This is a genomic window from Pseudomonas rhodesiae, from assembly GCF_013285305.1.
Taxonomy (GTDB): domain Bacteria; phylum Pseudomonadota; class Gammaproteobacteria; order Pseudomonadales; family Pseudomonadaceae; genus Aquipseudomonas; species Aquipseudomonas rhodesiae.
In genome coordinates this window covers 5,550,891-5,577,792 of sequence record NZ_CP054205.1, presented here as the reverse complement: position 1 = coordinate 5,577,792, position 26,902 = coordinate 5,550,891, and the positions used below count along the sequence as shown (strand labels likewise).

At 62.9% G+C, this 26,902-nt stretch carries 25 protein-coding genes; 19 read left to right on the top strand and 6 right to left on the bottom strand.

Going from position 1 to position 26,902, the window contains the following annotated elements; all coding sequences use genetic code 11:
* Position 1 precedes the first annotated feature (1 nt).
* From HRH33_RS25320 to madM, 13 genes are all read left to right on the top strand, one after another.
* Entirely contained in the window at positions 2-5,821 is a 5,820-nt protein-coding gene (locus HRH33_RS25320; RefSeq protein ID WP_167417839.1) for an Hpt domain-containing protein, read from the top strand.
* Positions 5,814-6,269, top strand: a complete 456-nt coding sequence (locus HRH33_RS25315) for a chemotaxis protein CheW (RefSeq protein ID WP_034115350.1) — start codon at positions 5,814-5,816, stop codon at positions 6,267-6,269. The genes HRH33_RS25320 and HRH33_RS25315 overlap by 8 nt, the downstream gene beginning before the upstream one ends.
* A gap of 267 nt (positions 6,270-6,536) precedes the next feature.
* Positions 6,537-6,920, top strand: a complete 384-nt coding sequence (locus HRH33_RS25310) for a polymorphic toxin type 44 domain-containing protein (RefSeq protein ID WP_173603568.1) — start codon at positions 6,537-6,539, stop codon at positions 6,918-6,920.
* On the top strand, positions 6,898-7,317 hold the full coding sequence (locus HRH33_RS25305; RefSeq protein ID WP_167417838.1) for a hypothetical protein: 420 nt from the start codon (positions 6,898-6,900) through the stop codon (positions 7,315-7,317). Before HRH33_RS25310 ends, HRH33_RS25305 begins: the two co-directional genes overlap by 23 nt.
* 282 nt (positions 7,318-7,599) lie before the next feature.
* Entirely contained in the window at positions 7,600-9,270 is a 1,671-nt protein-coding gene (gene mdcA / locus HRH33_RS25300) for a malonate decarboxylase subunit alpha (protein WP_167417837.1), read from the top strand.
* Positions 9,271-10,104, top strand: a complete 834-nt coding sequence (locus HRH33_RS25295) for a triphosphoribosyl-dephospho-CoA synthase (protein WP_167417836.1) — start codon at positions 9,271-9,273, stop codon at positions 10,102-10,104.
* Complete coding sequence (locus HRH33_RS25290; RefSeq protein WP_167417835.1) at positions 10,104-10,403, top strand: malonate decarboxylase subunit delta; 300 nt, start codon at positions 10,104-10,106, stop codon at positions 10,401-10,403. The genes HRH33_RS25295 and HRH33_RS25290 overlap by 1 nt, the downstream gene beginning before the upstream one ends.
* Positions 10,396-11,238, top strand: coding sequence for a biotin-independent malonate decarboxylase subunit beta (locus HRH33_RS25285; protein WP_167417834.1), 843 nt, complete (start codon positions 10,396-10,398; stop codon positions 11,236-11,238). The genes HRH33_RS25290 and HRH33_RS25285 overlap by 8 nt, the downstream gene beginning before the upstream one ends.
* On the top strand, positions 11,235-12,005 hold the full coding sequence (gene mdcE / locus HRH33_RS25280; RefSeq protein WP_167417833.1) for a biotin-independent malonate decarboxylase subunit gamma: 771 nt from the start codon (positions 11,235-11,237) through the stop codon (positions 12,003-12,005). The genes HRH33_RS25285 and mdcE overlap by 4 nt, the downstream gene beginning before the upstream one ends.
* On the top strand, positions 11,999-12,595 hold the full coding sequence (locus HRH33_RS25275) for a malonate decarboxylase holo-ACP synthase (protein WP_167417832.1): 597 nt from the start codon (positions 11,999-12,001) through the stop codon (positions 12,593-12,595). Before mdcE ends, HRH33_RS25275 begins: the two co-directional genes overlap by 7 nt.
* Positions 12,592-13,497, top strand: coding sequence for a malonate decarboxylase subunit epsilon (mdcH, locus tag HRH33_RS25270; protein ID WP_167417831.1), 906 nt, complete (start codon positions 12,592-12,594; stop codon positions 13,495-13,497). Before HRH33_RS25275 ends, mdcH begins: the two co-directional genes overlap by 4 nt.
* 67 nt (positions 13,498-13,564) lie before the next feature.
* Positions 13,565-13,957, top strand: a complete 393-nt coding sequence (gene madL / locus HRH33_RS25265) for a malonate transporter subunit MadL (protein WP_167417830.1) — start codon at positions 13,565-13,567, stop codon at positions 13,955-13,957.
* Positions 13,958-13,962: 5 nt separating this feature from the next.
* Complete coding sequence (gene madM, locus HRH33_RS25260) at positions 13,963-14,727, top strand: malonate transporter subunit MadM (RefSeq protein ID WP_034139907.1); 765 nt, start codon at positions 13,963-13,965, stop codon at positions 14,725-14,727.
* Here the strand turns inward: madM and HRH33_RS25255 are convergent.
* Positions 14,724-15,638 carry a LysR family transcriptional regulator gene (locus HRH33_RS25255; protein ID WP_040267021.1) on the bottom strand — a complete coding sequence of 305 codons (915 nt, stop codon included), beginning with the start codon at positions 15,636-15,638 and terminating at the stop codon, positions 14,724-14,726. The two genes, madM and HRH33_RS25255, sit on opposite strands and share 4 nt — an antisense overlap.
* 143 nt (positions 15,639-15,781) lie before the next feature.
* On the opposite strand from HRH33_RS25255, the gene trhA reads away from it, so the two are divergent.
* On the top strand, positions 15,782-16,399 hold the full coding sequence (gene trhA / locus HRH33_RS25250) for a PAQR family membrane homeostasis protein TrhA (RefSeq protein ID WP_167417829.1): 618 nt from the start codon (positions 15,782-15,784) through the stop codon (positions 16,397-16,399).
* On the opposite strand, the gene HRH33_RS25245 is transcribed toward trhA, so the two are convergent.
* Positions 16,394-17,296 (bottom strand): LysR family transcriptional regulator, encoded by a 903-nt coding sequence (locus HRH33_RS25245; protein WP_034101245.1) that lies wholly within the window; start codon positions 17,294-17,296, stop codon positions 16,394-16,396. The genes trhA and HRH33_RS25245 overlap by 6 nt on opposite strands.
* 106 nt (positions 17,297-17,402) lie before the next feature.
* On the opposite strand from HRH33_RS25245, the gene HRH33_RS25240 reads away from it, so the two are divergent.
* The 3 genes from HRH33_RS25240 to HRH33_RS25230 are packed head-to-tail and all read left to right on the top strand — an operon-like array spanning position 17,403 to position 19,933.
* Positions 17,403-18,644 carry a D-amino acid dehydrogenase gene (locus HRH33_RS25240; protein WP_034101244.1) on the top strand — a complete coding sequence of 414 codons (1,242 nt, stop codon included), beginning with the start codon at positions 17,403-17,405 and terminating at the stop codon, positions 18,642-18,644.
* A 10-nt stretch (positions 18,645-18,654) separates the two neighbouring features.
* Positions 18,655-19,005, top strand: coding sequence for a RidA family protein (locus HRH33_RS25235; RefSeq protein ID WP_034101243.1), 351 nt, complete (start codon positions 18,655-18,657; stop codon positions 19,003-19,005).
* A gap of 55 nt (positions 19,006-19,060) precedes the next feature.
* Positions 19,061-19,933 carry a transporter substrate-binding domain-containing protein gene (locus HRH33_RS25230; protein WP_425326829.1) on the top strand — a complete coding sequence of 291 codons (873 nt, stop codon included), beginning with the start codon at positions 19,061-19,063 and terminating at the stop codon, positions 19,931-19,933.
* Between the two features lie 160 nt (positions 19,934-20,093).
* Here the strand turns inward: HRH33_RS25230 and HRH33_RS25225 are convergent, their stop codons facing one another.
* Positions 20,094-20,813 carry a 16S rRNA (uracil(1498)-N(3))-methyltransferase gene (locus tag HRH33_RS25225; protein ID WP_034101241.1) on the bottom strand — a complete coding sequence of 240 codons (720 nt, stop codon included), beginning with the start codon at positions 20,811-20,813 and terminating at the stop codon, positions 20,094-20,096.
* Positions 20,814-20,882: 69 nt separating this feature from the next.
* A complete protein-coding gene (locus tag HRH33_RS25220) occupies positions 20,883-22,289 on the bottom strand; it encodes an adenosylmethionine--8-amino-7-oxononanoate transaminase (protein WP_034101240.1) in 1,407 nt (468 codons plus the stop codon).
* Positions 22,290-22,562: 273 nt separating this feature from the next.
* Between HRH33_RS25220 and HRH33_RS25215 the strand changes: the two genes are divergently transcribed.
* On the top strand, positions 22,563-23,114 hold the full coding sequence (locus HRH33_RS25215; protein ID WP_167417827.1) for a cytochrome b: 552 nt from the start codon (positions 22,563-22,565) through the stop codon (positions 23,112-23,114).
* A gap of 32 nt (positions 23,115-23,146) precedes the next feature.
* Complete coding sequence (locus tag HRH33_RS25210; protein WP_034139649.1) at positions 23,147-23,725, top strand: YceI family protein; 579 nt, start codon at positions 23,147-23,149, stop codon at positions 23,723-23,725.
* A 218-nt stretch (positions 23,726-23,943) separates the two neighbouring features.
* On the opposite strand, the gene rhlE2 is transcribed toward HRH33_RS25210, so the two are convergent.
* The gene (rhlE2, locus tag HRH33_RS25205; RefSeq protein ID WP_167417826.1) at positions 23,944-25,815 is read right to left on the bottom strand and encodes an RNA helicase RhlE2; all 1,872 of its coding nucleotides are present in this window, start codon (positions 25,813-25,815) and stop codon (positions 23,944-23,946) included.
* Between the two features lie 222 nt (positions 25,816-26,037).
* The gene (locus tag HRH33_RS25200; RefSeq protein WP_167417825.1) at positions 26,038-26,829 is read right to left on the bottom strand and encodes a substrate-binding periplasmic protein; all 792 of its coding nucleotides are present in this window, start codon (positions 26,827-26,829) and stop codon (positions 26,038-26,040) included.
* Positions 26,830-26,902 lie beyond the last annotated feature (73 nt).

Sequence of the window (26,902 nt, the reverse complement as noted above, 5' to 3'; positions counted from 1 at the left end):
TATGGTTGACCGGCACGACTACGTGGCCCTCGAATGGGTCAAGGGCGACATTGCCGAGACCCTGCAACACGCCCGCTCGGCGCTGGACGCTTATGTCGAAACCGCCGACGGCGATGTGATCGACGAATGCCTGGCCGGTATCCATCAGGTGCATGGCGCGCTGCAAATGGTCGAGTTCTACGGCGCGGCGCTGCTGGCCGAGGAGATCGAGGCCCTGGCCCTGGCCCTGCGCGACGGGCAGGTGGGGCAGCGCGATGAGAGCATCGGCCTGCTGCAACAAGCGCTCGGCCAATTGCCGCTGTACCTCGAACGCGTACACAGCGCCCGCCGCGACCTGCCGCTGGTGGTGCTGCCGCTGCTCAACGACCTGCGCAGTGCGCGCGGTGAAAGCCTGCTCTCGGAAACCAGCCTGTTCAGCCCGCAACTGCTGTCGATCGCACCTTTACCCGAAGAAGCCCTGGCTCAGCGCGCCGGGCCCGATCTGCCGACCCAGTTGCGCCAATGGCACCACCTGCTGCAACAGGCCTTGGTCGGGCTGCTGCGCGAAGATCACGGCCCGAGCAATCTGGAAGACATGGCGCGGGTGTTCGCGCGTCTCGAAGCGCTGTGCCAGGGCGCGCCACTGTTGCCGCTCTGGCAAGTGACCTCGGCGCTGGTCGAGGGCATGCTCACTGGTGTGATTGCCAACAGCCCGGCGCTGCGCAGCCTGCTCAAGGCCAGCGACAAGCAACTCAAGCGCCTGCTGGCCCAAGGCATCAACGGCATCAACCAACCGGCACCGGATGAGTTACTCAAAAGCCTGCTGTTCTATGTCGCCAAGGTCACCCGGCCGACGCCGCGCATGCAGAGCCTGAAAGAACGTTACGGCCTGGACGAAGCCTTGCCCGACAGCGCTGTGGTGGATGCCGAGCGCGCGCGCATGGCCGGGCCCGATCGCAATGCCATGGGGTCGGTGCTCGGCGCCTTGTGCGAGGAATTGGTGCGGGTCAAGGAGCGTCTGGACCTGTTCGTGCGCAGCGACCGTCAGCACGCCAGTGACCTTGAGGCGCTGCTGGCGCCGTTGCGACAGATCGCCGATACCCTGGCGGTGCTGGGCTTCGGCCAGCCGCGCAAAGTGATCATCGACCAGCTCGCCGTGGTGTTGAGCCTGGCCCAGGGGCATCGCGAACCAGACGATGCGGTGCTGATGGATGTGGCCGGCGCGTTGCTGTATGTCGAAGCCACGTTGGCCGGTATGGCCGGAACCGTTGAGCCGGAAAGCCGCGAAGAAAGCCGCCTGCCCACCACCGACCTGACCCAGATCCACCAGTTGGTGATCCGTGAATCCTGCCAGTGCCTGCGCCAGGCCAAAGAACTGGTGATCGATTGCCTCGACGCCGACTGGGACCGGCAGCGCCTGGAATCCCTGCCGGAACTGCTGAGCCAGGTGCGCGGCGCGCTGGCCATGATCCCGCTGCCACGGGCGGCCAGCCTGATGCGCGGTTGCAGCGATTACGTGAATGCGCAGTTGATGATCGACGCACAGCCGCCGAGCGAGACGCAGTTGGCGCACTTCGCCGACGTGATCAGCAGCCTGGAGTACTACCTCGAACGCATGCTCCAAGACCCGGATGCAGCCGGCGAACGGGTGCTGGAACTGGCCACCCAGGGCTTGGCTGCCCTCGGATACCTGCCGGAGGAAAAACCCTGGCGCCAGGCGCTGGTCGCACCGGACGGCGCACTCTCCACCGACACGGCCCCCAACCAATCCCAACTCGACGCATTGGCCAGCCCCACCTCGCGCCTCAACCCTCCCGCGTTGCAGCGCCCCGGCAGCCTGTTGCCGCCGCCCGCCGACGAAGCGCCTATCGACGACGAGCTGCGTGAGGTCTTCCTCGAAGAGACTGAGGAAGTCCTTGAGGTGCTGCACCGCTATTTGCCGAACAGCGCGGATAAAACCGCCCAAGGGGAGATGCGCCGCGCGTTCCACACCCTAAAAGGCAGTGGCCGCATGGTGCGCGCTCTGGTGCTGGCGGAGCTGGCCTGGGCGGTGGAGAACCTGCTCAACCGCGTACTGGAGCGCAGCGTGGCTCTGGGCCCCGAGGTGCAACAGGTGTTGGATGAAACCGTGGCACTGTTGCCGGAGTTGATCGACGATTTTGCCCAGGGCGTCCAACGCCAGCGCGATGAAGTCGACGCCCTGGCCGCTCGTGCCCATGGGTTGGCCAGCGGTGCCGCGGTAGCGTCCGCCGAAGCCCATGACCCGATGCTGCTGGAGATTTTCCGCAACGAAGCCCAGAGCCATCTCGACAGCCTCAACCACTTCCTGGAGCAAGCCGCCGAGCATGTGCCGCTGCAAGTCAGCGATGAACTGCAACGCGCCCTGCACACCCTCAAGGGCAGTGCCTACATGGCCGGTGTGTCGCCCATCGCCGAACTGGCGCGGCCGCTCGACCACCTGACCCGCGAATACAAGGCTCACCGCCTGCCGCTGGATCTGGATGAAGTGGAACTGCTGCTGGAAGCCGAAGGCCTGTTCCAGCGGGGGTTGCGCCAGCTGGACAGCAACCCCCTGGCGCCGATCAAAGGCGCGGCGGACCTGATCGCTCGCACCCAACAGTTGCTCGAACGCCAGCTCCAGGCGCTGCTTGATGCGCCCACCGCCGGCCCGCGCATCAAGCGCAATCCGCAACTGATCGCTGACTTCCTGGCCCAGGGCATGGATATCCTGCTCGACGCCGAAAACCTGCTGCGTCGCTGGCAGCAACACCCCGGCGAGCGCCAGGAACTCACGGCCTTGCTGGATGAGTTGACCACCCTCGGCGAAGGCGCGCAGCACGCCGACCTGCATGCCATCGACGAACTCTGCGAAGCCTTGCTCGACCTGTACGGCGCCGTGGAAGAAAGCAGCCTGGCAGTCAGCGCGCGGTTTTTCCAAGAGGCCGAACAGGCCCATGACGCGTTGATCAACATGCTCGACCAGCTCGCCGCCGGCCAGGAAATCAGCCCCGCACCGGCCCGGGTACACGCCTTGCGCGAGCTGCTGGACGAAGCCCTCGATCCGTCCGCCACCGGCCTGATCACCCACCAGGGCGGCGGTGCGCCGAGCATCGCCGAACTGGGCGCGGCGACGCGGCAGTTGGATCACGCCACCACTGTGGACGACGAGATCGTCGAGATTTTCCTGGAAGAAGCGGTGGATATCCTCGACAGCGCCGGGCAGTCCCTCAAGCGCTGGTTGCTGGAGCCCGAGAGCATGGCGCCGTTGTCGTCGTTGCAGCGTGACCTGCACACCCTCAAGGGCGGCGCGCGCATGGCCGAGATCGACGCGGTGGCCGAGCTGGCCCACGAATTGGAATGCCTTTACGAAGGCCTGGTCGACCGTCGCTACAACTATTCCAACGAACTCTCACAGGTGTTGATGGCCAGCCATGAACGGCTGGCGCTGCAACTGGAAGAGCTGCACCAGCACCAGCCCTTGAGCGACAGCACGGAACTGGTCGCCAAGGTCCGGGCGTTGCGTCATAACGGCACCCCCACGGCCCCGGTACCGGCGGTGGAAGCATCAAGCGCCGACCCGGAACTGCTGGAGATTTTCCTCGAAGAGGCCGCCGACATCCTTGATAGCTCCGGCGCCGCGCTGCTGCGCTGGCAGGCCGAGCCGAGCAGCCGCCAGGAGGTCGAAACCCTGCTGCGCGACCTGCACACCCTCAAGGGCGGCGCGCGCATGGTCGAGATCGGCCCGATTGGCGACCTGGCCCATGAACTGGAGTTTCTCTACGAAGGGTTGTCCGCTGGCCAACTGGTTGCGAGCCCGGAGCTGTTCGCGCTGCTGCAAGGCTGCCACGACCGCCTGGCGCAGATGATCGACGCGGTGGCCGACGGCTTGCCGGTGGGCTCGGTGGACAAACTGATCGAGCGCATCAAGAGCCTGGTGCACCCCAGCAACGAATCGCCGACACCGGTGGCATTGCCGGCGGGCAAGGCCGAGGCGGCGGTGGACCCGGCCGCCGATACGGTGAAAATCTCGGCGGATCTGCTCGATGATCTGGTCAACCTGGCCGGCGAAACCTCGATCTTCCGCGGGCGCATCGAGCAGCAGATCAACGATGCCAGTGTCGCCCTCAACGAGGTGGAAACCACCATCGAGCGCATGCGCGACCAATTGCGCCGCCTGGACACCGAAACCCAGGGCCGCATTCTCAGTCGCCAACAGGTCGAGGCTGAGCGCCTGGGCTATGAAGACTTCGACCCGCTGGAAATGGACCGCCACTCGCAACTGCAACAGCTGTCCCGCGCGTTGTTCGAGTCGGCCTCGGACTTGCTCGACCTCAAGGAAACCCTGGAGCGGCGCAACCAGGATGCGCACAACTTGTTGCAGCAACAGGCACGCATCAATACCGAGTTGCAGGAAGGCCTGATGCGCACCCGTATGGTGCCGTTCGAACGCATGCTGCCACGGCTCAAACGCATCGTGCGGCAGGTGGCGAGTGAGTTGGGCAAAGATGTCGAGTTCGTCGTCGGCAATGCCGAGGGCGAAATGGACCGCAACGTGCTGGAGCGCATGGTGGCGCCGTTGGAGCACATGTTGCGCAATGCCGTCGACCACGGCCTGGAGTCTCGGGAGGTGCGCCTGGCCGCCGGTAAACCGCAGAAGGGCCGCATCACCCTGGACCTGACCCACGAAGGCGGCGATATCATTTTCGACATGCGCGACGACGGCGCCGGCGTGCCGCTGGACGCGGTGCGGCGCAAGGCGATCAAGCGCGGCCTGCTGGGCCCTCAGCAAGAGATCAGCGACCGCGACGTGTTGCAGTTCATCCTGCAACCGGGCTTTTCCACTGCGGAAAAAATCACCCAGATTTCCGGGCGCGGCGTGGGCATGGACGTGGTGCATGAAGAAGTGCGCCAGCTCGGCGGTTCGATGGTGATCGACTCGACGCCGGGACAGGGCGTGCATTTTCGCATCCGCCTGCCGTTCACCGTGTCGGTCAATCGTGCCTTGATGGTGCAGTGCGCGGACGAGCAATACGCGATCCCGCTCAACACCATCGAGGGCCTGGTGCGTGTGCTGCCCCATGAACTGGCGGGCCACTATCAGCAGGACCCGCCGTGCTACGAGTACGCCGGCCAGCGCTATGAGCTGTTCTACTTGGGCGACCTGCTGCACACCGTCACGCGGCCGAAGCTGCTGGGCCAGTACCAGCCGGTGCCGGTGCTGCTGGTGCAGTGCAATGAGCGGCATGTGGCGGTGCATGTGGACGCCATGGCCGGTACGCGCGAGATTGTAGTCAAGGGCCTGGGCCCGCAATTTGCCGGGGTAAAAGGCGTGTCGGGGGCGACCATTCTGGGGGACGGTCGCGTGGTGCTGATCATCGACCTGCTGGCGCATATCCGCGCCCGGCCACCAGTGTTGCCGGCCCAGGCGAGCGATGCGCCGCTGATCCTCAACGACCCGTTGAAAAAACGCCCGCTGCTGGTGCTGGTGGTCGACGATTCGGTGACGGTGCGCAAAGTCACCAGCCGCCTGCTGGAACGCAACGGCATGAACGTGCTCACCGCCAAGGACGGCATCGACGCCCTGGCCGTGCTTGAAGAACACACCCCGGACTTGATGCTGCTGGACATCGAAATGCCCCGCATGGACGGCTTCGAAGTGGCGATCCAAGTGCGCAACGACCCACGGCTGATGCGCCTGCCGATCATCATGATCACCTCGCGCACCGGCCAGAAACACCGCGACCGCGCCATGGCCATCGGCGTCAACGACTACCTGGGCAAGCCGTACCAGGAGTCGGTGCTGTTGGAGAGCATCGCCTACTGGAGCAAGTCCCATGCTTGACCACCGCGCCAGCCAAGTCACCGGCTTGCTGCTGCCCCTGGCCGACCGGCATTTGATCCTGCCCAACGTCGCCATCGCCGAACTGATCGACTTCCAACGCGGCGAACCGGCCAGCGACGCCCCGCCTTGGTACTTGCGGCAAGTCACCTGGCGTGAGCGGCAAATCCCCCTGATCAGCTTTGAAGCTGCTTGCGGCGAAGCCCTTGTCGTCGGCGAACGCTCACGCATCGTGGTGCTGAATGCCCTGGGCGGGCGGCCAACCTTGAAGTTCATCGCCCTGGTGATCCAAGGCATTCCACGCTCCTACAAGCTCGACAGCGAGTTGAGCTACGTGGACGTGCCGCTCAGCCCGCTGGAGCTGGCAGCGGTGCAGGTGGGCGAACATGTGGCGAAGGTGCCGGATTTGATGGGGCTGGAAGCCTTGCTGGTCGAGTCAGGCTTGGCCTGACTCTAAAACCTGTGAAGACCAATGTGGGAGGGGGCAAGCCCCCTCCCACAGCCTGTAAGGTTCACTCAATCCGCGCAAACCGCTCAATCATCGGCGGCTCCCGATGCTCTGCCTGTTACAAGTCTTGGGCACTTTGCCTGAGGCCCGGGTATACGTAAGGCTTGGATCGAATGGCTGCCTGAAATTTCTGTAAGTACGGCCTCGGCGTTTTTGTTGATTTTTGAGTGCTAGCTTTTGACGCTCAACCCCATCAGCAAGGACTCGCAAATGGCTGTCCCTCCAATGCCCCCAGGCGTTTCGCTGCAAGACAATATCGCCCTGGCCAACAACCGCAGGATGCATATGAAGCCTGGTTCGGCGTTCACCTATTCATGGTTTTATTCACAAGTCAGAGGGCGTGGCCCTTGGGATTACAAACAGAACAGTCGCGAGTACGAGGCGTTCGGTAACTTTAACTGTGGGGTTACCGGTACGGTGTTGGGGATTCCTGAAGGCGTGTTATTGAGAGCAGCCGGTGCTGCGCAAAAAACGGCGGGGGCATCTCGGCCGGAGTTTGGAGACTGGTGGGGTGAAGCGCCTTATGGCGATGACCATAGCGACCAGCACTGGATCAAGGAGGGCATCGAATATGCCAGAGCTCAAAGGTATTGAGTGGCCGGTCCAGGTCTTGCTCAATGGGCTGCTGGTGGTGTTTCTCGGGTACTTGGGCGTTGGTTGGTTGATGAGTCCCGGTACACCGGAGTTGGATGAGGTGGTACTCAAGCACTCCTTGGGCAACGGCAACTCCCTTTATGGCGTGCGGGATAGTCAGGGTGGCGCGACAGTAGGTTTTTCCTACAGGTATTACGTGCATATGGATCTGGATAATGATTACGAAATACTCACGTCATTGGTCTCGGCACATCCATTTCTAAAAACCAAAGAGCCTGATGTCCAAGTGATCCAGAAGGATGGAGCTCTCCATCTCATTGTTCGTGGGGAGGTTTATGAATACCGCAGCTATCCGCTTGAAGGCTTGGGGACGGTGAGCATTGATATGAGGCTGTAGGCCTGGGGGCTTCGGATTTCTCCTGCAAGATTTTGGGTCCATATGAGCACATGTGGGAGGGGGCTTGCCCCCGATGGCTGAGTGTCAGTTGATACATCACTTAGCTGACCTACTGCCATCGGGGGCAAGCGCCTCTCCCACATTTAGATTTTCTTTTGGCTCGGCCAAGCCTTTGCTGATACTCCATTACTCCAGCCGTAATGGTTCGCCGCCCAGCTTGATTGATGGCCCCCTGAATCGCTCCTAAGGTACAGCCCACGACAGCAAACCCGTGGAGCGACCATGACAACAACAATAACCCCCGACTCGCGCTGGACGCGGCGGCGCGACGAGAAGCTACGGCGGCTCGGGCGGGTCAAGCAGTATGCAGACGGGGCGGTGTTGCCCAGTGACAGAATCGTGCAAGCGCTGGAGGCGCTGATCCTCCCCGGCGACCGTGTGGTGCTTGAGGGCAACAACCAAAAGCAAGCTGACTTCCTCTCCCGCTCCCTGGCCAAAGCCGACCCGGCCATACTTCACGATTTGCACATGATCATGCCCAGTGTCGGGCGGTCCGAGCACTTGGATCTGTTTGAAAAAGGTATCGCGCGCAAGCTCGACTTCTCCTTTGCCGGCACCCAATCCCTGCGCATCAGCCAGTTGCTCGAAGATGGCTTGCTGGAAATCGGTGCGATCCACACCTACATCGAACTCTATGCGCGACTGGTGGTGGACCTGATCCCCAACGTCGTACTCTCCGCCGGTTTTATGGCCGACCGCGCCGGCAATATCTACACCGGCGCCAGCACCGAGGACACCCCCGCGCTGATCGAGCCCGCAGCCTTCAGCGATGGCATTGTGATCGTGCAGGTCAACCAGTTGGTGGACGACGTCACCGACCTGCCCCGTGTCGACATCCCCGCCAGTTGGGTGGATTTTGTGGTGGTGGCCGACAAGCCGTTCTACATCGAGCCGCTGTTCACCCGCGACCCTCGCCACATCAAGCCCGTGCATGTGCTGATGGCGATGATGGCGATTCGGGGCATCTACGAAAAACACAACGTGCAGTCGCTCAACCACGGTATCGGTTTCAACACTGCCGCCATCGAACTGATCCTGCCCACCTACGGCGAATCCCTGGGGCTGAAGGGCAAGATCTGCCGCAACTGGACCCTTAACCCGCACCCAACGCTGATCCCCGCCATCGAAAGCGGTTGGGTGGACAGCGTGCATTGCTTCGGCACCGAGCTGGGCATGGAAAACTACATCGCCGCGCGCCCGGATGTGTTCTTCACCGGCCGCGATGGCTCCATGCGCTCCAACCGCATGGTCTGCCAACTGGCCGGCCAATACGCGGTGGACCTGTTTATCGGCGCCACCCTGCAAGTCGATGGCGACGGGCATTCCAGCACCGTGACCCGTGGTCGCCTTGCCGGCTTTGGCGGGGCGCCGAACATGGGCCACGACCCGCGCGGCCGTCGCCATGGCACCCCGGCGTGGCTGGATATGCGCCACGGCGACGCACCGCAAGCGCTGCTCGAACGCGGCAAAAAACTGGTGGTGCAGATGGTTGAAACCTTCCAGGAGGGCGGTAAACCGACCTTTGTCGACACCCTCGATGCCGTGGAGGTGGCGCGCAAAAGCGGCATGCCCCTGGCGCCGATCATGATTTACGGTGACGACGTTACCCACTTGCTCACCGAAGAAGGCATCGCCTACCTGTACAAGGCGCGGTCCCTGGAAGAGCGCCAGGCGATGATCGCCGCCGTCGCCGGGGTGACGGCCATTGGTCTGCGTCACAACCCTAAAGACACCGCGCGCATGCGCCGCGAAGGCTTGATCGCCTTGCCCGAAGACCTCGGCATCCGCCGCACCGACGCCACCCGTGAGCTATTGGCCGCCAAGAGCGTGGCCGACCTGGTGGACTGGTCCGGTGGCTTGTACAACCCGCCCGCCAAATTCAGGAGCTGGTAAATGCGCGCCCTCAAACTGCACGAACTGAGTCTGGCCGATCGCCTGGCGGATATGGCCGTCGATGCCCTGATCGACGAAGCCGACCTGTCGCCCAAACCCGCGCTGGTGGACCGTCGCGGTAATGGCGCCCACTGCGATTTGCACCTGGGCCTGATGCACGCGTCGGCGCTGTCGCTGTGGCCGATGTTCAAGGAAATGGCCGAAGCGGCGATTGAGTTCGGCGAAGTCGGTTTGCCACTGCGCGAAGCCCTCGGTCGTATTGGCCGCGACGGCGAGCAGGCCATGCTCGTCACCACCGGTGGGGTGAACACCCATCGCGGTGCGATCTGGGCCCTCGGCTTGCTGACCGCATCGGCCGCTCTGGCCCCGCGTGCCATAACGCTGACCGCCGCCCGCTTAGCGCTGCTCAACGACCGTTACGCACCTCAACCGCTGAGCCACGGCGCCCAGGTCGAGCAACGTTACGGCGCGCGCGGTGCCCGTGAAGAAGCGCAGCTGGGCTTCCCCGCCGTGACCCAACGCGGCTTGCCGCAACTGCACAAGAGTCGCCGCCAGAACGCCGGTGAGCAGAACGCGCGTCTTGACGCCTTGCTCGCAATCATGACCGAGCTGGCCGACACCTGTGTGCTCTACCGCGCCGGCACCGAAGGCCTACAAGCCATGCAACACGGCGCCCAAGCGGTGCTCGACGCCGGCGGCAGCGCCACCCTGGCCGGCCGCCGCCGTCTACACGAACTGGACAACCAACTCTTGGCTCTGAATGCGTCCCCTGGCGGCGCCGCCGACTTGCTGGCCGCTTGCCTGTTTATCGACCGCCTCGACGGAGCGTTGTGATGGAAACCTTATCCTTTGAATTCCCCGCCGGGCAGCCGCTCAAAGGCCGCGCGCTGGTCGGGTGCGTGGGCTCCGGTGACCTGGAAGTGCTGCTGGAACCGGGCACGCCCGGGCGACTGACCATTGAGGTGCAAACATCGGTGAACGGTGCCGAACAGCGTTGGCAGCACCTTTTCGAGCGCATCTTCCAAGAACAGATGCCACCGGCGATGCACATTGATATCCATGACTTCGGTGCCACCCCCGGCGTGGTGCGTCTACGCCTGGAACAGGGTTTCGAGGAGATCGGCCATGACTGACCTGCTGACCAAACACAGCTTCGTGGAACTGGGCGCTCGGCAACGGGCCAAGGCCCTGTTGGATGCCGGCACCTTTCGCGAGTTGATCGACCCGTTTCAACGGGTCATGTCGCCCTGGCTCGGCCGCCAGGGCGTGGTGCCCCAGGCCGATGACGGGGTGATCATCGCTAAGGGCAGTATCGGTGGCATGCCGGTGGTAGTAGCGGCCATCGAAGGTAACTTCCAGGGCGGCAGCCTCGGTGAAGTCGGCGGTGCAAAAATCGCCGGTGCGCTGGAACTGGCCGCCGACGATAACCGCAACGGCATCCCCACCCGCGCCGTGCTGCTCCTGGAGACCGGCGGTGTGCGCTTGCAGGAAGCCAATCTGGGCCTGGCCGCAATTGCCGATATCCACGCGGCCATAGTCGACCTGCGCCAGTACCAGCCGGTGATCGGTGTGGTGGCCGGCAGCGTTGGCTGCTTTGGCGGTATGTCCATCGCCGCGGGGTTATGCAGCTATCTGGTGGTGACCCGCGAGGCACGCCTGGGCCTCAATGGCCCGCAGGTGATCGAACAGGAAGCCGGGTTGGACGAATACGACTCGCGCGATCGGCCGTTTATCTGGAGCCTGACCGGTGGTGAGCAGCGCTTCAACAGTGGCCTGGTCGACCGTTATGTCGCCGACGATATGGCGCAGATCCAACAGACCGTCACCGCGTTGATGCACGCAGGCTTGCCCGCTCAACAGCGCAGTCGGCAGGTCGATTTCTACCTCGCACGCCTGGCTGAGCTGGACACCACGGCGCAAATCGTCCCGGCGGCGGTTTGCGAACTGTATCAGGGAGAACGCCCATGAGAGGGTTGCAGTGGTTCAACGCATTGAGCGCCGGCGCTCCACTGGTAGACGGTTTGCCGGAGTCGCTGAGGGTTGCCGACGGTGTATTGGGTGAGCAACCGGTGCGCTTTGTCGCCGTGGTCACGGACGTACAAAACCGCTTCCCTCGGGCGCGCAATGGCGAAGTCGGCCTGCTCGAAGGCTGGGGGCTGGCCAAGGCCGTCGATGAGGTCATCGCCCGTGGCGACAAACGCCCCATCATCGCCATCGTCGATGTGCCCAGCCAAGCCTACGGCCGTCGCGAAGAAGCCCTCGGTATCCATCAGGCCCTGGCCGCTGCCGCCGACAGTTATGCCCGTGCACGTCTGGCCGGGCACCCGGTGATTGCGCTGTTGGTGGGCAAGGCCATGTCGGGTGCGTTTCTTGCCCACGGTTATCAGGCCAACCGCCTGATCGCCCTGCGCGACCCGGGTGTGATGGTGCACGCCATGGGCAAGGTCTCGGCCGCGCGGGTGACCTTGCGCAGCGTTGAGGAGCTCGAAGCCCTGGCCGCCAGCGTGCCGCCCATGGCCTATGACATCGACAGCTATGCCAGCCTCGGTCTGCTGTGGGAGACCTTGTCGGTCAGCCGGATCGAACAGCCCACGGCGGACGATGTGGCGCGGGTCAGTGACTGCCTGGTGAATGCGATCAAGGATGTCGGCAGCAGCGATTTGCGCGGGCGCCTGGGCGCGACGAACCGCGCGGCCTCCAGCCATGTGCGCCAACTGCTGCGGGAGCAATGGTGAACGCCCATGACCTGCTCTGGGGCATGAGCCCGGCGCACCTGCCTGCCGATGCACCGGCCTGGGCGGTAGACGCGATCAGCGCCGGTCACCCGGTGGTGGTGCGCCGTGCCATCGCCGAACTGGGTTACGTGGCGGTCGGTGTGCGCGGACGCTTGCGTGAGCAGCGTTTCGCCGCCGAGATGCCGCTGGCGGCGGTGCAGCGGCGCGTGGCCCCCGAAGCCCTGCGCGACGTGGTTTCGTCACGGGATTTACCCGCGCTGCAAGCGCTCGCTCAATTGCGTTCGGTACTGGAGCAAGAGACATGGGGCGTCAGCGGTAGCGCAGGGTTTGAATTGGCCACCGGTATCGAAGCCTTGCATGCCCGAAGCGATCTGGATTTGATCCTGCGTACGCCCAAGCGTCTTGAACGCGCCGATGCTGAAGACCTGCTGGCAATCCTGGACACGACGGTGTGCCCCGTCGATCTGCAATTGCAAACCCCGTTCGGCGCAGTCGCCTTGCGCGAATGGGCCAGCGGCTCACGCCGCGTGCTGCTGAAGACCGCCAGCGGCGCACAGCTTGTGCTCGACCCCTGGCAGGCCGTGGCATGAGCAGCCTGCTGGTGTTCCCAGGGCAGGGTGCCCAGCGAGCAGGCATGCTCCAGTCCTTGCCCGAACCTGTGCTGGAAGAAGCCAGCGATGCCCTGGGCGAAGATGTACGCCAGCTCGATTCAGCCCATGCCCTGGCCAGCACCCGCGCCGTGCAACTGTGCCTGTTGATCGCCGGTGTGGGCCATGCACGCCAGTTACAACGCACCTCGGATTACGTCGCCGGCCTGTCTATCGGCGCTTATCCGGCGGCGGTGGTCGCCGGTGCCCTGGAGTTTGCCGACGCGGTCAGGCTGGTCAGTCTGCGCGGCGAATTGATGCAGCAGGCTTATCCACAGGGCTACGGCATGACCGCGTTGATCGGTCCGGCGCTATCCACGGTCGAGGCGCTACTGGCCGAGGTCCACACGCCGCAGACCCCGGTGTACCTGGCCAATATCAACGCCGACAACCAAACCGTGATCGCCGGCAGCGACGCGGCGATGCAGCGTGTCGCAGAACGCATCAAAGGTAACGGCGTTGCGCGGCGCCTGGCGGTCAGTGTGCCGTCCCACTGCGCGCTGCTGGAGCAACCCGCCCAGCGCTTGGCCGAAGCGTTTGCCCAGGTATCGCTCAAAGCGCCGCGCACCACCTACCTGAGCAGCACCCGCGCGCGGCCGATTCACAACCCCGAACACCTGCGCGACGACCTGGCCTTCAACCTGTGCCGCGTGGTCGACTGGCGCGGCACTGTGCAAAGCGCCTACGAGCGCGGTGTGCGCTTGCAGATCGAACTGCCACCGGGCGCCGTGCTCACTGGCCTCTCGCGCCGGGTGTTTGAGCAAGGCACGGTGATCGCCTGCGAAGGAGCACGTCTGGACACTCTGCAGGCTTTGCTGGAAGAGGAGGAGCGCCGCCACCGATAAAGCACTACCCAAGGCTTTCGAAGCACAACAACAACAATTTCGATCGAGCACTTTGAGGACAACAACAATGATTATTTACGGTGTGGCGTTTTTGGCGCTGTGTACGTTGACCGGCTTGTTTATCGGTGAACTGCTGGGCAAGTGGATGGGCATTCCGGCCAACGTCGGCGGGGTTGGGATTGCCATGCTGCTGTTGATCGGCCTGGGCAGTTATCTGGGTAACCGCGGGTTGTTTACCGGCAAATCCGAGCAAGGTGTGAGCTTTTGGGCCGCAATCTACATTCCGATTGTGGTGGCCATGGCCGCCCAGCAGAACGTTTATGGCGCCATCAGCGGCGGCCCCATGGCGATACTGGCTGGAACGTTGGCCGTGGTACTGGGCTTTGCCCTGGTACCCGTGCTGGTGCGTATCGGCAATCGCGAGCCGAGCGCGACCGTTCACACTAAAGAAGCCGGGTGATTGCCATGTATGAATCCATGATGAAAGTGATTACTGGCTACGGCCTGATCAGCGGTTTCGCCGTGATTGGCCTGACCATGTGGGTCTCGTACTGGCTTTCCGATACCTTTACCAAAGGGCGTTTGCACGGTTCGGCCATCGCTATTCTGCTGGGGTTGGTGCTGTCGTACGTGGGCGGAGCATTTACCGGGGGCTCCAAGGGGGTCGTGGACATCCCGCTGTTGTCGGGCATCGGCCTGCTGGGTGGGGCGATGCTGCGCGACTTCGCCATTGTCGCTACGGCTTTCGGCGTGAGCGTCGATGAGCTCAAGCGCGCAGGGTTCGTGGGCGTGCTTGCGCTGTTTTTCGGGGTGGGCTCCTCGTTTGTCGCTGGCGTGGCGGTGGCCATCGGGTTTGGCTACACCGACGCGGTCAGCCTGACCACCATCGGTGCCGGCGCGGTCACCTACATCGTCGGCCCTGTGACGGGGGCGGCGATCGGTGCCAGCTCCGAAGTCATGGCGCTGTCCATCGCCGCCGGGTTGATCAAGGCGATCCTGGTGATGGTGTTGACGCCGTTCGTGGCGCCGTTCATCGGCCTTAATAACCCGCGCAGCGCAGTGATTTTCGGAGGCTTGATGGGCACCTCCAGCGGTGTGGCCGGCGGGTTAGCGGCGACCGATCCGAAACTGGTGCCCTATGGCTGCCTGACTGCGGCGTTTTACACCGCGCTGGGGTGCTTGCTGGGCCCGTCGCTGTTGTTTCTGATTGTGCGTGGGCTTGCCGGTTAACTACCGCGATTGGCATACATCCGACACTCCGCGAGCAACGCCAGCAAGTTCGGGTCGCGCTCCTTGGCCTTCAAAAACACTACGCCGATATGCTGCTGCAACCGATAGCGCGGTTGCAGTGGTATGAGCTTCACGCGGTTCTCATAGACCGCCGCAATCCGCCCCGGCAACAGTGCATAGCCCACGCCTGAACTGACCATGCTCAGCAAGGTGAAGATGTCATTGACCTGCATCGCCACCTTCGGCTCGAACCCCGCCTGCTTGAACACCCGATTGCCATCCTGATGGGTGGCGAAGCCTTGGGTGAGGGTGATGAAGGTGGCGTCGCGCACGTCCGCCAGGTCGATTTGCTGTTCGCGGTCGAACGGCGAGTCGGCCGGTGTGGCGAGGAAAATATCGTCGCAGAACAGCTCGATCTGCTCGCAGTCCGGGTCGCTGGCGTGTTCGTCGAGGGAGATGAGAATCGCGTCCACCTCCATGTTCTTGAGCTTGTAGAGCAGGTCGAAATTGGAGCCGAGGATCAGGTCGATATTGAGTTCGCTGCGGCGAATCTTCAGGCCCATGATCAACTGCGGCACGGTTTTGACAGTCAGCGAATACAGCGAGCCCAACTTGAAACGCTCGGCAGAGAACCCGGCGGCTTCGCGGGTCAGGCGCACGCTGTCGACCACGTCGGCTACCAGTCTCTGCGCACGTTCTTCCAATACGTAGGCGCTTTCCAGCGGCGTAAGGTTGCGCCCCTCGTGTTTGAACAATGGGCAGCGCAGGGCGTTTTCCAGGGAATGGATGGCTCGGTGCACGCTGACGTTGCTGGTCTGCAGCTCGGCCGCGGCACGGGTGAGGTTGCCGGTGCGCATGAACGCCAGGAAGATTTCGAGTTTCTTGAGGGTGAGTTCTTCGTCGATCAGCATGGCCGTGGCTCGGGTTCGCAAGGGCTCGATTGTGCCCGCAAATGCGCGCGGCGTCCTCGGAACGTCACATGGCACTTGCACTCTGATGCCCAAGGCCGGAGGCTTGCGGCCAGTCGTCAACGGTTACGGGAGGTCAGTGACACATGTACCACGGGGAACGATTCAACGCCTGGAGCCATTTGCTCGGTGCTGTCGCGGCGTGTATTGGCGCCGTATGGATGCTGGTGGTGGCCAGTCTGGATGGCAGCCCCTGGAAGATCGTCAGCGTGGCGATCTATGGTTTTACGCTGATGGTGCTGTACAGCGCGTCCACCGTGTACCACAGCGTGCAGGGGCGGCGAAAAGAGATCATGCAGAAGGTCGATCACTTTTCCATCTACCTGTTGATTGCCGGCAGTTACACGCCGTTTTGCATGGTGACCCTGCGCGGGCCATGGGGCTGGACGCTGTTCGGGATTGTGTGGGGGCTGGCGGTGATCGGCATTTTGCAGGAGATCAAACCGCGTTCCGAGGCGCGCATTTTGTCCATCGTCATTTATGCGGTGATGGGCTGGATTGTGCTGGTGGCGGTCAAGCCGCTGATGGCCGCGCTGGGCACGGCGGGGTTTATCTGGCTGGCAGCGGGCGGCGTGCTGTACACCGTTGGCATCATCTTTTTTGCCCTGGAGCACCGCCTGCGGCATTCCCATGGGATCTGGCATTTGTTCGTGATCGGCGGCAGCGTGCTGCATTTCGTGGCGATCATGCACTACGTGCTATAGCCGCTGCAGCATCGCGTCGGCGCGCTGGCCGAAGATCTCCAACAGCTTGGCCAGCGTGTGCGGTGGCGGCTCATCGGCGCGGGTCAGGGCGTAGAGGGTGATCGGCAGCGGTGGGGTCAGCGTGCGGATGCAGGTGGTGGCGGGGGAAGCGCCGAGGGCGGTGAAGGGGTCGATTACCGTCAGCCCGGCGCCGGACTCGACCATGGCCCGCGCCAGGGCGTAGGTCTGCACCGAGAGGGTCACGCGCGGTGGTGGCGTGACGCTTTCCAGATAATTGTCGAGCCTGGCCGACAGCGGGTCGGCGCTGGACAGGCCAATCAGCGGCGCGCCGGCCAGGTCCGTCAGGGCCAATGGCGTGCTCAGCGCCTCCTCGGGCCAATAACCCTTGGAGGCCAGCGCCACCAGCGCACCGTTGGCCAGCACTTGGGTGGTCAAGCCCGGATGGCCGGAGAAGTTGAGGGTCAACGCCAGGTCGATCTCGCGCATCAACAGTTTTTGCACCAGCTCGCGGCTATGGTCGCTGGACAGTTCGCAGGCAATGTCCGGGTAGTCGCGCTTCCATTCCAGAATCGCCGGCGGCAGCAGGGCCAGGGCCAATGCCGGAATCGCACCAATGCGCACGCTATGCCCCGGTGCGCTGCGCAGGCTCTTGGCCAGGCGCCGCACGCCTTGCAGGCTCTCGGTGACTTTCTCGACTTCCCGCTCCAGCGCCAAGGCTTCCGGAGTTGCCTGCAATTTACCGCGCACCCGCAGAAACAGCGGAAAGCCCAGCTGCATTTCGGCATGTTGCAGCACCTTGGTCACCGCCGGCTGCGATACATGCAGCAACTGCGCGGCGGCACTGACGGAGCCGGTCTGGCGGATAGCCTGGAAGATTTCGATATGACGCAAGCGCATGGCACGTCCATAACCTTTGTTTATAGGCGACCTATCTTTATTCATTGTCGGTGGCGTGTCACCTGCCCCTACGCTGGGGCCCTCTCAATCAACGGCAGGGGCGAGCATGGCCAGGCAGGTTTGCATTATCGGCGGTGGGGTCATCGGCTTGGCCAGTGCGTACGCGCTGGTGCGTGCCGGTCATGAGGTCACGGTGATCGACGCGCGCGAGCGCCTCGGCAGCGAAACCAGCTTTGCCAACGGTGGGCAATTGTCTTACCGCTACGTCGCGCCGCTGGCCGATGCCGGTGTGCCGCTGCAAGCGATTGGCTGGCTGCTGCGCGGTGACTCGCCGTTGAAACTGCGCCCGCGTCTGGACCCCCAACAATGGCGCTGGATGGCGGCGTTTGTCGGCGCCTGCCGAGGCTCGGTGAATAAACGCAACGCCGCGCACCTGCTGCGTCTGGCGACCCTGAGCCAAAACACCTTGCAGCAATGGCGCGTCGACGATCGCCTGGACGGCTTCGACTGGCGGCGCAATGGCAAGCTGGTGGCCTTTCGCAACGCGACGACCTTTGAGCATGCGCGCAGCAAGGTCACCGACATCCTGCAACAACAGGTGCTGTCCGCCCTGGACTGCGCACGCCTGGAGCCGACGCTGGCGGCGGGCGGTTTTGTCGGCGGTATCTACACGCCAAACGAGGAAGTCGCCGATTGCCATGCGTTCTGTCAGCGTCTGGCGGCGCGCCTGGAGGCATCAGGGCGTTGCACATTTATGTTGGGGCGCAAGGTCACCGGTATTCGTCATGCCGAGGGGGCGGTGCAGGCGCTGGAACTGGGCGAGGAGGTCATGCCGGTGGAGCACCTGGTGCTGGCCGCCGGGCACCGCAGCGCTGAATTGGCGTTGCCTGGCGTGTCGCTGCCGTTGTATCCGCTCAAGGGCTACAGCCTGAGCGTGCCGATAGGCGAGCAGCATCGCGCTCCGAACGTGAGCATCACCGACTACGATCGCAAGATCGTCTACGCACGCATCGGCGAACAATTGAGGGTGGCGGCCATGGTGGATATCGTCGGTTTCGACGCCAGCCTTGAGCCTAAGCGCCTGGCGCTGATGAAACGCCAGGCGATCGAGACTTTTCCTACCGCTGGTGACTATAGCCATGCGCTGGAATGGGCCGGCATGCGCCCGGCCACGCCAACCGGTGTGCCACTGATCGGCGCGAGCGTTTACCGCAACCTGTGGCTCAACCTGGGCCACGGCGCCCTCGGTTTTACCCTGGCCTGCGGCAGCGGCCAACTGCTCGCCGAACTGATCGGCCAGCACCAACCTTCCATCGATATGCAGGGCCTTTCGCCCCGCGCCGCGTGAGGACGCATCCATGACCCTCCAACGAATCAACACCAACGAACGCCTCAGCGGCGCTGTGACTTTCAATGAGCTGGTGTTTCTGTCGGGCCAGGTGCCGGGTGACGGCCAGGACGTGGCGACCCAGACCCGCGAAGTCTTGGCCAGGATCGACGCGCTGTTGGCCCAGGCCGGCAGCGACAAGGACCACTTGCTCAATGCGACCATCTATCTCAAGGACATCGACAGCGGTTTTGCGCCGATGAATGAAGTGTGGTCCGCGTGGCTGACGCCGGGGATGGCGCCCACCCGGACCACCCTGCAAGCCCAGCTCGCACGGCCGAGCGTGCTGGTGGAAATCAGTGTGATTGCTGTACGTAAATAACCAAAAAAACCAACGGAGCATAACAATGAAAAAAATCCTGTTGACCGGCTGCGCGATGGGGCTGTTGTGGGGCGCGCAGGCCGTGGCAAACGAAGCGGCCTTGAGCGGTACGCTGAGCAAGATCGCCAACGCCAAGTCGATTACCTTGGGTTATCGCGACGCCTCGGTACCGTTTTCGTACGTGGGCGACCATAGCGGCAAACCCATGGGCTATTCGGTGGACCTGGCGAACAAGATCGTCGAACGCATCCAGCAGAAAACCGGGGTGCCCAACCTCAACGTCAAATTCAACCTGGTGACCTCCCAGACCCGTATCCCGCTGGTGCAGAACGGCACCGTCGACCTGGAATGCGGCTCCACCGGCGTGACCGCCGAACGGCAGAAGCAGGTGGCGTTTTCCTACGGGTTTATCTACGTGAAGGGCCAGTTGCTGACTGCCAAAGACAGCGGCATCAAGGGGTTTGCCGATCTGCAGGGCAAGAACGTGGTGACCACCGCCGGCACCACCAACGAGCGCTTCCTCAAGAGCTACAACGCCGAGCACAAGGCCAATATCTTTGTGATCAGCGCCAAGGACCATGGCGAGGCATTCAAGATGCTTGAGACTGGCCGCGCGGCCGCGTTCTACATGGACGACGCGCTGCTCTACGGCGAACGCGCCAAGGCCAAAGACCCGCACAACTGGGTGGTGGTAGGCGAGGAGCAGTCGCGGGAGATCTACAGCTGCATGGTGCGCAAGGATGACCCGCAGTTTCTGGCGGTGGTCAACGAGACCCTCGGTGACCTGTACCGCAGCGGGGAAATCAACGGGATTTACCAGCGCTGGTTTGAACAGCCGATTCCGCCCAAGGGCTTGAACCTTGAGTTCCCGATGACCAGCGAGCTGAAGGCGATCATTGCCAAGCCGGTCAGCGACCCGTTGGAGTGATGTGCTGATGTGGTAACCCAATCTAACTGTGGTAGCTGGCTTGCCTGCGATAGCATCACTCAAGTGTTACTGAAAGACCGAGGTGACTGCATCGCGGGCAAGCCCGGCTCCCACACAAGCCCGCTCCCACAGTTTTGATTGGGTTTGCAAAGTAAGGGCGTTAGAAGTCGCCCCAGAGTTGTTGGGCCACGGCCAATGCAACAACGGGAGCGGTTTCGGTACGCAACACCCGCGGCCCAAGGCGGGCGGCGTGGTAGCCGGCGGCTTGGGCTGTTTCGACTTCATTGTCGGTCAGCCCACCTTCTGGCCCGATCAAAAACGCCAGGCTCGACGGCTTGGCATGGCTGATCATCGGTTCAGCCACCGGGTGCAGCACCAGCTTCAGGTCCGCCGCGGTTTGCTTCAACCAATCGGCCAGCAGCAGCGGCGGGTGAATCACCGGCACCGTCGAACGCCCGCATTGCTCGCACGCGCTGATCGCCACCTGGCGCCAGTGCAGCAGGCGCTTGTCGGCGCGTTCGTCCTTGAGGCGCACTTCGCAGCGTTCGCTGAAAATCGGCGTGATCGCGTTGACCCCAAGCTCGGTAGCTTTCTGGATCGCCCAATCCATCCGCTCGCCCCGGGACAGGCCCTGGCCGAGGTGGATGTGCAGCGGGGATTCGGCCTGGCCCGCGAAGCTTTCGCTCAGTTGCACGGTGACGCGCTTCTTGCCGACTTCCAGCAAGCTGCCGAGGAATTCCTGGCCCGAGCCGTCGAACAATTGCACGGCGTCGCCTTCGACCATGCGCAACACGCGGCTGATGTAATGCGCCTGGGCCTCGGGCAGTTCTACGTCGCCGAGGCTCAGCGGGGTGTCGGTGAAAAAGCGGGACAATCTCATTTCTGTTCTCTGGAAAATTCTGTGCAGGAGCAAGATAACGGTGGCGAGGGTGCCTAAAAAGGTGGGGAATCAACCCGGATCGCGAAAGCCTGGGTGGAAGTCCTGTGGCACTGCGACGCTGACGCTGCTGTTGGTGGCGATGTCTATGCCTTCACTGGCCACTTCGGCCAGGAAGTCAATTTGCTCCGGCGTGATCACATAGGGCGGCAGGAAATACACCACGCTGCCCAACGGCCGCAGCAACGCGCCGCGCTCCAGGGCGTGTTCGAATACCTTCAGGCCACGGCGTTCCTGCCATGGGTAGGCGGTCTTGGTGGCTTTGTCCTGGACCATCTCGATGGCCAGCACCATGCCGGTCTGGCGCACTTCTGACACATGGGGGTGGTCCACCAGGTGCGCGGTGGCGGTGGCCATGCGCTGGGCCAGGGCCTTGTTGTTCTCGATGACGTTGTCTTCTTCGAAAATATCCAGGGTCGCCAACGCCGCCGCGCACGCCAGCGGGTTGCCTGTGTAGCTGTGGGAATGCAGGAAGGCGCGCAGGGTCGGGTAGTCGTCGTAGAACGCGCTGTACACGTCCTCGGTGGTCACCACGGCGGCCAAGGGCAGATAGCCGCCGGTAAGGGCCTTGGACAGGCACAGGAAGTCCGGACGGATGCCGGCCTGTTCGCAGGCGAACATGCTGCCGGTGCGGCCGAAGCCTACGGCGATTTCGTCATGGATCAGGTGCACGCCGTAGCGGTCGCAGGCTTCGCGCAGCAGCTTGAGGTACACCGGGTGATACATGCGCATGCCGCCGGCGCCCTGGATCAGCGGCTCGACGATCACCGCAGCGATCGTGGCATGGTGCTCGGCCAGGGTCTGTTCCATGGCCAGGAACATCGTGCGTGAGTGTTCTTCCCAGCTCATACCCTCGGGGCGCAGGTAGCAATCTGGGCTGGGTACTTTGATCGTGTCGAGCAGCAGCGCCTTGTAGGTTTCGGTGAACAGTGGCACATCGCCCACCGACATCGCGGCGATGGTTTCGCCGTGGTAGCTGTTGGTGAGGGTCACAAAGCGCTTTTTGTTCGGCAGGCCGCGGTTGAGCCAATAGTGGAAGCTCATTTTCAGCGCGACTTCGATGCACGACGAACCGTTATCGGCGTAGAAGCAACGGGTCAGGCCCTCGGGCGTCATCGCCACCAGGCGCTCGGACAGCTCGATCACCGGCTGGTGGCTGAAACCGGCGAGGATCACATGTTCCAGTTGATCGACCTGGTCCTTGATGCGCTGGTTGATGCGCGGGTTGGCATGCCCGAACACGTTGACCCACCAGGAGCTGACGGCGTCGAGGTAGCGCTTGCCTTCGAAGTCTTCCAGCCACACGCCCTCGCCACGCTTGATGGGGATCAGCGGCAATTGCTGGTGGTCTTTCATCTGGGTGCAGGGATGCCACAGCACCGCCAGGTCGCGTTGCATCCACTGGTTGTTCAGGCCCATCGTGTCTCTCCTCGAAGCGGTCCTGCGACCGGCGCAGGTGAAACAATCGCGCAAGCCTATGCAAAGCAGGGCGGTGTCACAACCCATGGCGTGTGAATTGGCAGTAAACACAGGACGGACTGTCACGTTTCTCAGGAATAGTCCTTAATCCTTGGTTAACTTATCGTGCCTAGGCTCTAGATCGCATTTCTCGATATTTCAAAGCGAAATTTTCCGCTTTAATTCGATAGTTAACACGCTAGTCTTGGGCGCAGCTCTTACGGGATTAAGTACATGCAGCTACGTAACTCACCGGCCCGGTATGGCTGGGTCAGCATGGTTTTGCATTGGGGCGTAGCCCTGGTGGTGTTTGGTTTGTTCGCCCTGGGCCTGTGGATGGTCGGACTCGATTACTACAGTGCCTGGCGCAAAGAGGCGCCGGACCTGCACAAGAGCATTGGTATCACGCTGTTTGCCGTGATGCTGGTGCGGATCGTCTGGCGCTTGATCAGCCCGCCGCCACCGCCGCTGGCCAGTTACAGCCGCCTGACCCGTATCGGCGCGGCGTTTGGCCACATGTTCCTGTACGTCGGCCTGTTTGCGGTAATGATCGCCGGTTACCTGATTTCCACCGCAGACGGTGTCGGTATTCCGGTGTTTGGCCTGTTTGAAATTCCTGCCTTGGTTTCCGGTCTACCGGACCAGGCAGACAACGCGGGTCTGGTGCACTTGTACCTGGCCTGGGTATTGGTGGTCTTCGCCGGTTTGCACGGCGTGGCTGCGTTGAAACACCACTTTATCGATCGTGATGCGACCCTGACGCGAATGCTGGGGCGCAAAGCCTGATGTTCAACCTCGACTCACAAGGAATAGAAAGCATGTTGAAAAAGACACTCGCTGCACTGGCAATCGGTACTGCTTTGCTGTCCGCAGGCCAGGTCATGGCGGCTGACTACAAGATCGACAAAGAAGGCCAGCACGCCTTCATCGACTGGAAAATCAGCCACCTGGGCTACAGCTTCATCCACGGTACCTTCAAGGACTGGGACGGCACGTTCAGCTGGGATTCGGCCAAGCCAGAAGCCAGCAAAATTGCAGTCGACGTGAAAACCGCCAGCCTGTGGTCCAACCACGCTGAGCGTGACAAGCACATCGCCAGCAAAGACTTCCTCGACGTCTCCAAGTTCGCTGACGCCAAGTTCGTGTCCACCGCCGTTAAATCCACCGGCGACAAAACTGCTGACGTGACCGGCGACCTGACCCTGCACGGCGTGACCAAGCCTGTTACTTTCAAGGCCACGTTCAACGGTGAAGGCAAAGACCCATGGGGCGGCGAGCGTGCCGGCTTCAACGCCAAGACCACGCTGAACCTGAACGACTTCGGCATCAAAGGCCCAGGCCCGTCCTCCCAGACCCTGGACCTGGATATCTCGCTGGAAGGCGTGAAGCAGAAGTAATTCTGCGCAGTTAAAAAAACCGGATCTCAGGATCCGGTTTTTTGTGTCTGGAATGCGCTCAGTGTGGGAGGGAGCTTGCTCCCGATGTCATTGGCTCGGTCTGCCGGCTGATACTGATACACAGCTATCGGGTAAGCCTCCTCCCATATTTGTTTTGTTGAGCCCAAAAAAATGCCCCGTCTCGAAAGAGCGGGGCATTTTTTATACTGTGTAGAAACTCAGCGGTTGCGGGTCAGCAACGCTGGTTTCTCGCCACGAGGACGGCCGGGCAATTGATCCAATTGCTCTGGAGTCGGGAAACGATCGACCTTCGACTCCTTGTGGATAATCTTCGGAGCGGGGCCGCCACGCGGGTTTTGCACGGCTGGCTCGGACGAACGTGATTGGTCGTCACGGGCCGGGCGGCGATTACGCGAGTCTTCGCGACGGGCCTGGCCATCACGCGGTGCACCGTTGCGTGGGCCATTGCGCTTGGCTGGCGGGGTGCCGGTGGTGCCGCCGCTGCTGTTACGCGGACCATTCTGACGGCCGCCCTGTGGCTGACCGCCGCGGGGAGCGCCCGCGCCCTGTGCCGGAGCACCTGGGCGACGGCCACGGCCCTGGGCCGGCTTGGCCTGAGGGACGTAGTCAACGCGGTTACCGAAGTTATCCACATCGTCGTCGAGGAACTCGTCCGGAGCGCGGTCAGCGGCGGCGCGTGGCGGTTGGGTCGGCTGGCGCTGTTCGCGGGCCGGGGTGCCTTCGCGGGGCTTCTGCTCACGGGCCGGGCGTTCGCCACGTCCGTTGCTGGCGGATTTTTCCTTGCCCTTGTCCTTGCCCTTGTCGCGACGACCGCCGCCACCGCCACCGCCGTTCGGGCCATCGCCCTTCGGACCGCGCGGGTTGCGTGGGTTACGCACATCGGGACGCTCGCGCGCCTCAGGCTTCTCGGCTTCTACGGTGCTGGCATCGAAGCCCATCAGGTCGCCGTCGGCGATTTTCTGCTTGGTCATGCGCTCGATGCTTTTCAGCAGTTTTTCTTCGTCCGGCGCCACCAGGGAGATGGCTTCGCCCGAACGACCGGCACGGCCGGTACGGCCGATACGGTGCACGTAGTCTTCATCGACGTTCGGCAGCTCGAAGTTGACCACGTGTGGCAATTGGTCGATATCCAGGCCGCGGGCGGCGATATCGGTGGCCACCAGGATGCGCACGGTGCCGGCCTTGAAGTCGGCCAGGGCTTTGGTGCGCGCGTTCTGGCTCTTGTTGCCGTGGATGGCGACGGCGGTCAGGCCGTGCTTGTCCAAGTACTCGGCCAGGCGGTTGGCGCCATGCTTGGTGCGGGTGAACACCAGGACCTGTTCCCAGGCGCCAGCGGTGATCAGGTGGGCCAGCAGCGCACGTTTGTGGCTGGCGGGCAGGCGGAACACGCGTTGCTCGATACGCTCGACCGTGGTGTTCGGCGGCGTGACTTCGATGCGCTCCGGGTTGTGCAGCAGCTTGCCGGCCAGGGCGGTGATGTCCTGGGAGAACGTTGCCGAGAACAGCAGGTTCTGACGTTTGGCCGGCAGGCGGGCGAGGACTTTCTTCACGTCATGGACGAAGCCCATGTCGAGCATACGGTCGGCTTCGTCCAGCACGAGGATTTCTACGTGGGACAAATCGACGCTGCCCTGGCCGCACAAGTCGAGCAAACGACCGGGGCACGCCACCAGCACGTCGACACCACGGGACATGGCCTGAACCTGAGGGTTCATGCCGACGCCGCCGAAGATGCAGGCGCTGACGAACTTGAGGTCGCGGGCATACAGCTTGAAGCTGTCATGGACCTGGGCGGCGAGTTCGCGGGTAGGGGTCAGGACCAGTACGCGCGGTTGGCGCGGGCCGTGACGCTGGGATTTGTCCGGGTGACCGTTGGGGAACAACCGCTCCAGGATAGGGAGGGCGAAACCGCCGGTTTTACCAGTACCTGTCTGGGCTGCGACCATCAGGTCGCGACCTTGCAACACGGCGGGAATGGCCCGCTGTTGCACGGGAGTAGGCTCGGTATAGCCCGCTGCCTCGATGGCGCGGACTAAAGCCTCGGAGAGACCGAGGGAAGCAAAGGACATGAGTAATCCTGTTTTAGTTAGGGCTTGGCCCAAAGGGATAATCTTGCCGGGCGTGAATGGCGCTTAGGGGAGCGAAATCCCGTCCGGTCCTGCTGCGTCTGGCGAGCACTCCACCGGCTCGCGCGGGCTGCAAAGCTGCGCTGTAGCGGGGTTGGGTGCCTTTTTCAAGACCTCAGCGGCCGGGCGTAAGCCTGGCGGAAAGGCCGGAGTATAACAGAGCAATCACGGCGCGCCGCTTTCCTGCTGCTCAACGGTGCGTTCTGCAGCTGCAATACTTGGAATTCCGCCGTAACGTGCGCTCAAGGCGGCGTAGCCTGGCTCTTGTTTGAAGCGCTTTAATTCGGCGGCAAAACGCTGCACCAGCAGGTCCATGCCCGCGCCACGGCGTACGGCCAGAAACTGCGGTTGGCGGCTGACCACCAGCGGCGCCTGGCTGACCTTGCCCTCCAGGCCCAATGTCTTGATCAGATGCTGGCCGACCCGGCGATCAGTGATCAGTAGATCGATACGCCCCAGCAGCAATTTGCCGAAGTTCGCCTCGTGACTGGGCGCGGGTTCGCGGTTGAACAGCGCCGAATCGCTGAATTCAGCGCCGTACAGATAGCCCGGCGAGGTGCCCACTGTCAGCCCGCGCAGGTCACCCAGATGCTGCGCCGGGTGGGGGCGCTCGTTGGCATAGAACAGCACGAAGTCCACGTCCGACAGCGGTTCGCTGGGGTACAGCAACTGGGCGTCGCGCTCCTGGCTGTGGAAAATATCCAACGCGCCGTCGGCGCTGCCTTGATCGAGCATGACCAGGCAGCGTTTCCAAGGCAGAAATTGCCACTGCACCTCAATCCCCAGGCGCTGGAACACGATAACGGTGGTTTCATAGTCCAGCCCGTACATGGCGCCCTGGTCTTCATACACATAAGGCGCCCACGGCTCGGTGACAATGCGCAGCTTCTCGCCATAAGCGGCCAGGCTCAGGCAAGTGAAAAGCGCAGCGGTCAACAACTTGAGAAGGGCGTGCATGCCCTGAGGTTACGACGCCATCGCGTTAAAGAGAAGCTCTGGCATGGGGGTTGGGTTTACAACGGGTGGATCG

Coding starts and splice junctions, on each gene's coding strand:
- HRH33_RS25245 (WP_034101245.1), bottom strand. CDS start 17,296: ATGCGCTTGCGTCATATCGAAATCTTCCAGGCTATCCGCCAGACCGGC.
- HRH33_RS25285 (WP_167417834.1), top strand. CDS start 10,396: ATGACTGACCTGCTGACCAAACACAGCTTCGTGGAACTGGGCGCTCGG.
- HRH33_RS25290 (WP_167417835.1), top strand. CDS start 10,104: ATGGAAACCTTATCCTTTGAATTCCCCGCCGGGCAGCCGCTCAAAGGC.
- HRH33_RS25305 (WP_167417838.1), top strand. CDS start 6,898: ATGCCAGAGCTCAAAGGTATTGAGTGGCCGGTCCAGGTCTTGCTCAAT.
- HRH33_RS25210 (WP_034139649.1), top strand. CDS start 23,147: ATGTTGAAAAAGACACTCGCTGCACTGGCAATCGGTACTGCTTTGCTG.
- HRH33_RS25310 (WP_173603568.1), top strand. CDS start 6,537: ATGGCTGTCCCTCCAATGCCCCCAGGCGTTTCGCTGCAAGACAATATC.
- mdcE (WP_167417833.1), top strand. CDS start 11,235: ATGAGAGGGTTGCAGTGGTTCAACGCATTGAGCGCCGGCGCTCCACTG.
- HRH33_RS25295 (WP_167417836.1), top strand. CDS start 9,271: ATGCGCGCCCTCAAACTGCACGAACTGAGTCTGGCCGATCGCCTGGCG.
- madM (WP_034139907.1), top strand. CDS start 13,963: ATGTATGAATCCATGATGAAAGTGATTACTGGCTACGGCCTGATCAGC.
- HRH33_RS25215 (WP_167417827.1), top strand. CDS start 22,563: ATGCAGCTACGTAACTCACCGGCCCGGTATGGCTGGGTCAGCATGGTT.
- HRH33_RS25255 (WP_040267021.1), bottom strand. CDS start 15,638: ATGCTGATCGACGAAGAACTCACCCTCAAGAAACTCGAAATCTTCCTG.
- HRH33_RS25220 (WP_034101240.1), bottom strand. CDS start 22,289: ATGGGCCTGAACAACCAGTGGATGCAACGCGACCTGGCGGTGCTGTGG.
- HRH33_RS25235 (WP_034101243.1), top strand. CDS start 18,655: ATGACCCTCCAACGAATCAACACCAACGAACGCCTCAGCGGCGCTGTG.
- trhA (WP_167417829.1), top strand. CDS start 15,782: ATGTACCACGGGGAACGATTCAACGCCTGGAGCCATTTGCTCGGTGCT.
- HRH33_RS25240 (WP_034101244.1), top strand. CDS start 17,403: ATGGCCAGGCAGGTTTGCATTATCGGCGGTGGGGTCATCGGCTTGGCC.
- HRH33_RS25200 (WP_167417825.1), bottom strand. CDS start 26,829: ATGCACGCCCTTCTCAAGTTGTTGACCGCTGCGCTTTTCACTTGCCTG.
- madL (WP_167417830.1), top strand. CDS start 13,565: ATGATTATTTACGGTGTGGCGTTTTTGGCGCTGTGTACGTTGACCGGC.
- HRH33_RS25315 (WP_034115350.1), top strand. CDS start 5,814: ATGCTTGACCACCGCGCCAGCCAAGTCACCGGCTTGCTGCTGCCCCTG.
- rhlE2 (WP_167417826.1), bottom strand. CDS start 25,815: ATGTCCTTTGCTTCCCTCGGTCTCTCCGAGGCTTTAGTCCGCGCCATC.
- mdcH (WP_167417831.1), top strand. CDS start 12,592: ATGAGCAGCCTGCTGGTGTTCCCAGGGCAGGGTGCCCAGCGAGCAGGC.
- HRH33_RS25230 (WP_425326829.1), top strand. CDS start 19,061: ATGGGGCTGTTGTGGGGCGCGCAGGCCGTGGCAAACGAAGCGGCCTTG.
- HRH33_RS25275 (WP_167417832.1), top strand. CDS start 11,999: ATGGTGAACGCCCATGACCTGCTCTGGGGCATGAGCCCGGCGCACCTG.
- HRH33_RS25225 (WP_034101241.1), bottom strand. CDS start 20,813: ATGAGATTGTCCCGCTTTTTCACCGACACCCCGCTGAGCCTCGGCGAC.
- mdcA (WP_167417837.1), top strand. CDS start 7,600: ATGACAACAACAATAACCCCCGACTCGCGCTGGACGCGGCGGCGCGAC.
- HRH33_RS25320 (WP_167417839.1), top strand. CDS start 2: ATGGTTGACCGGCACGACTACGTGGCCCTCGAATGGGTCAAGGGCGAC.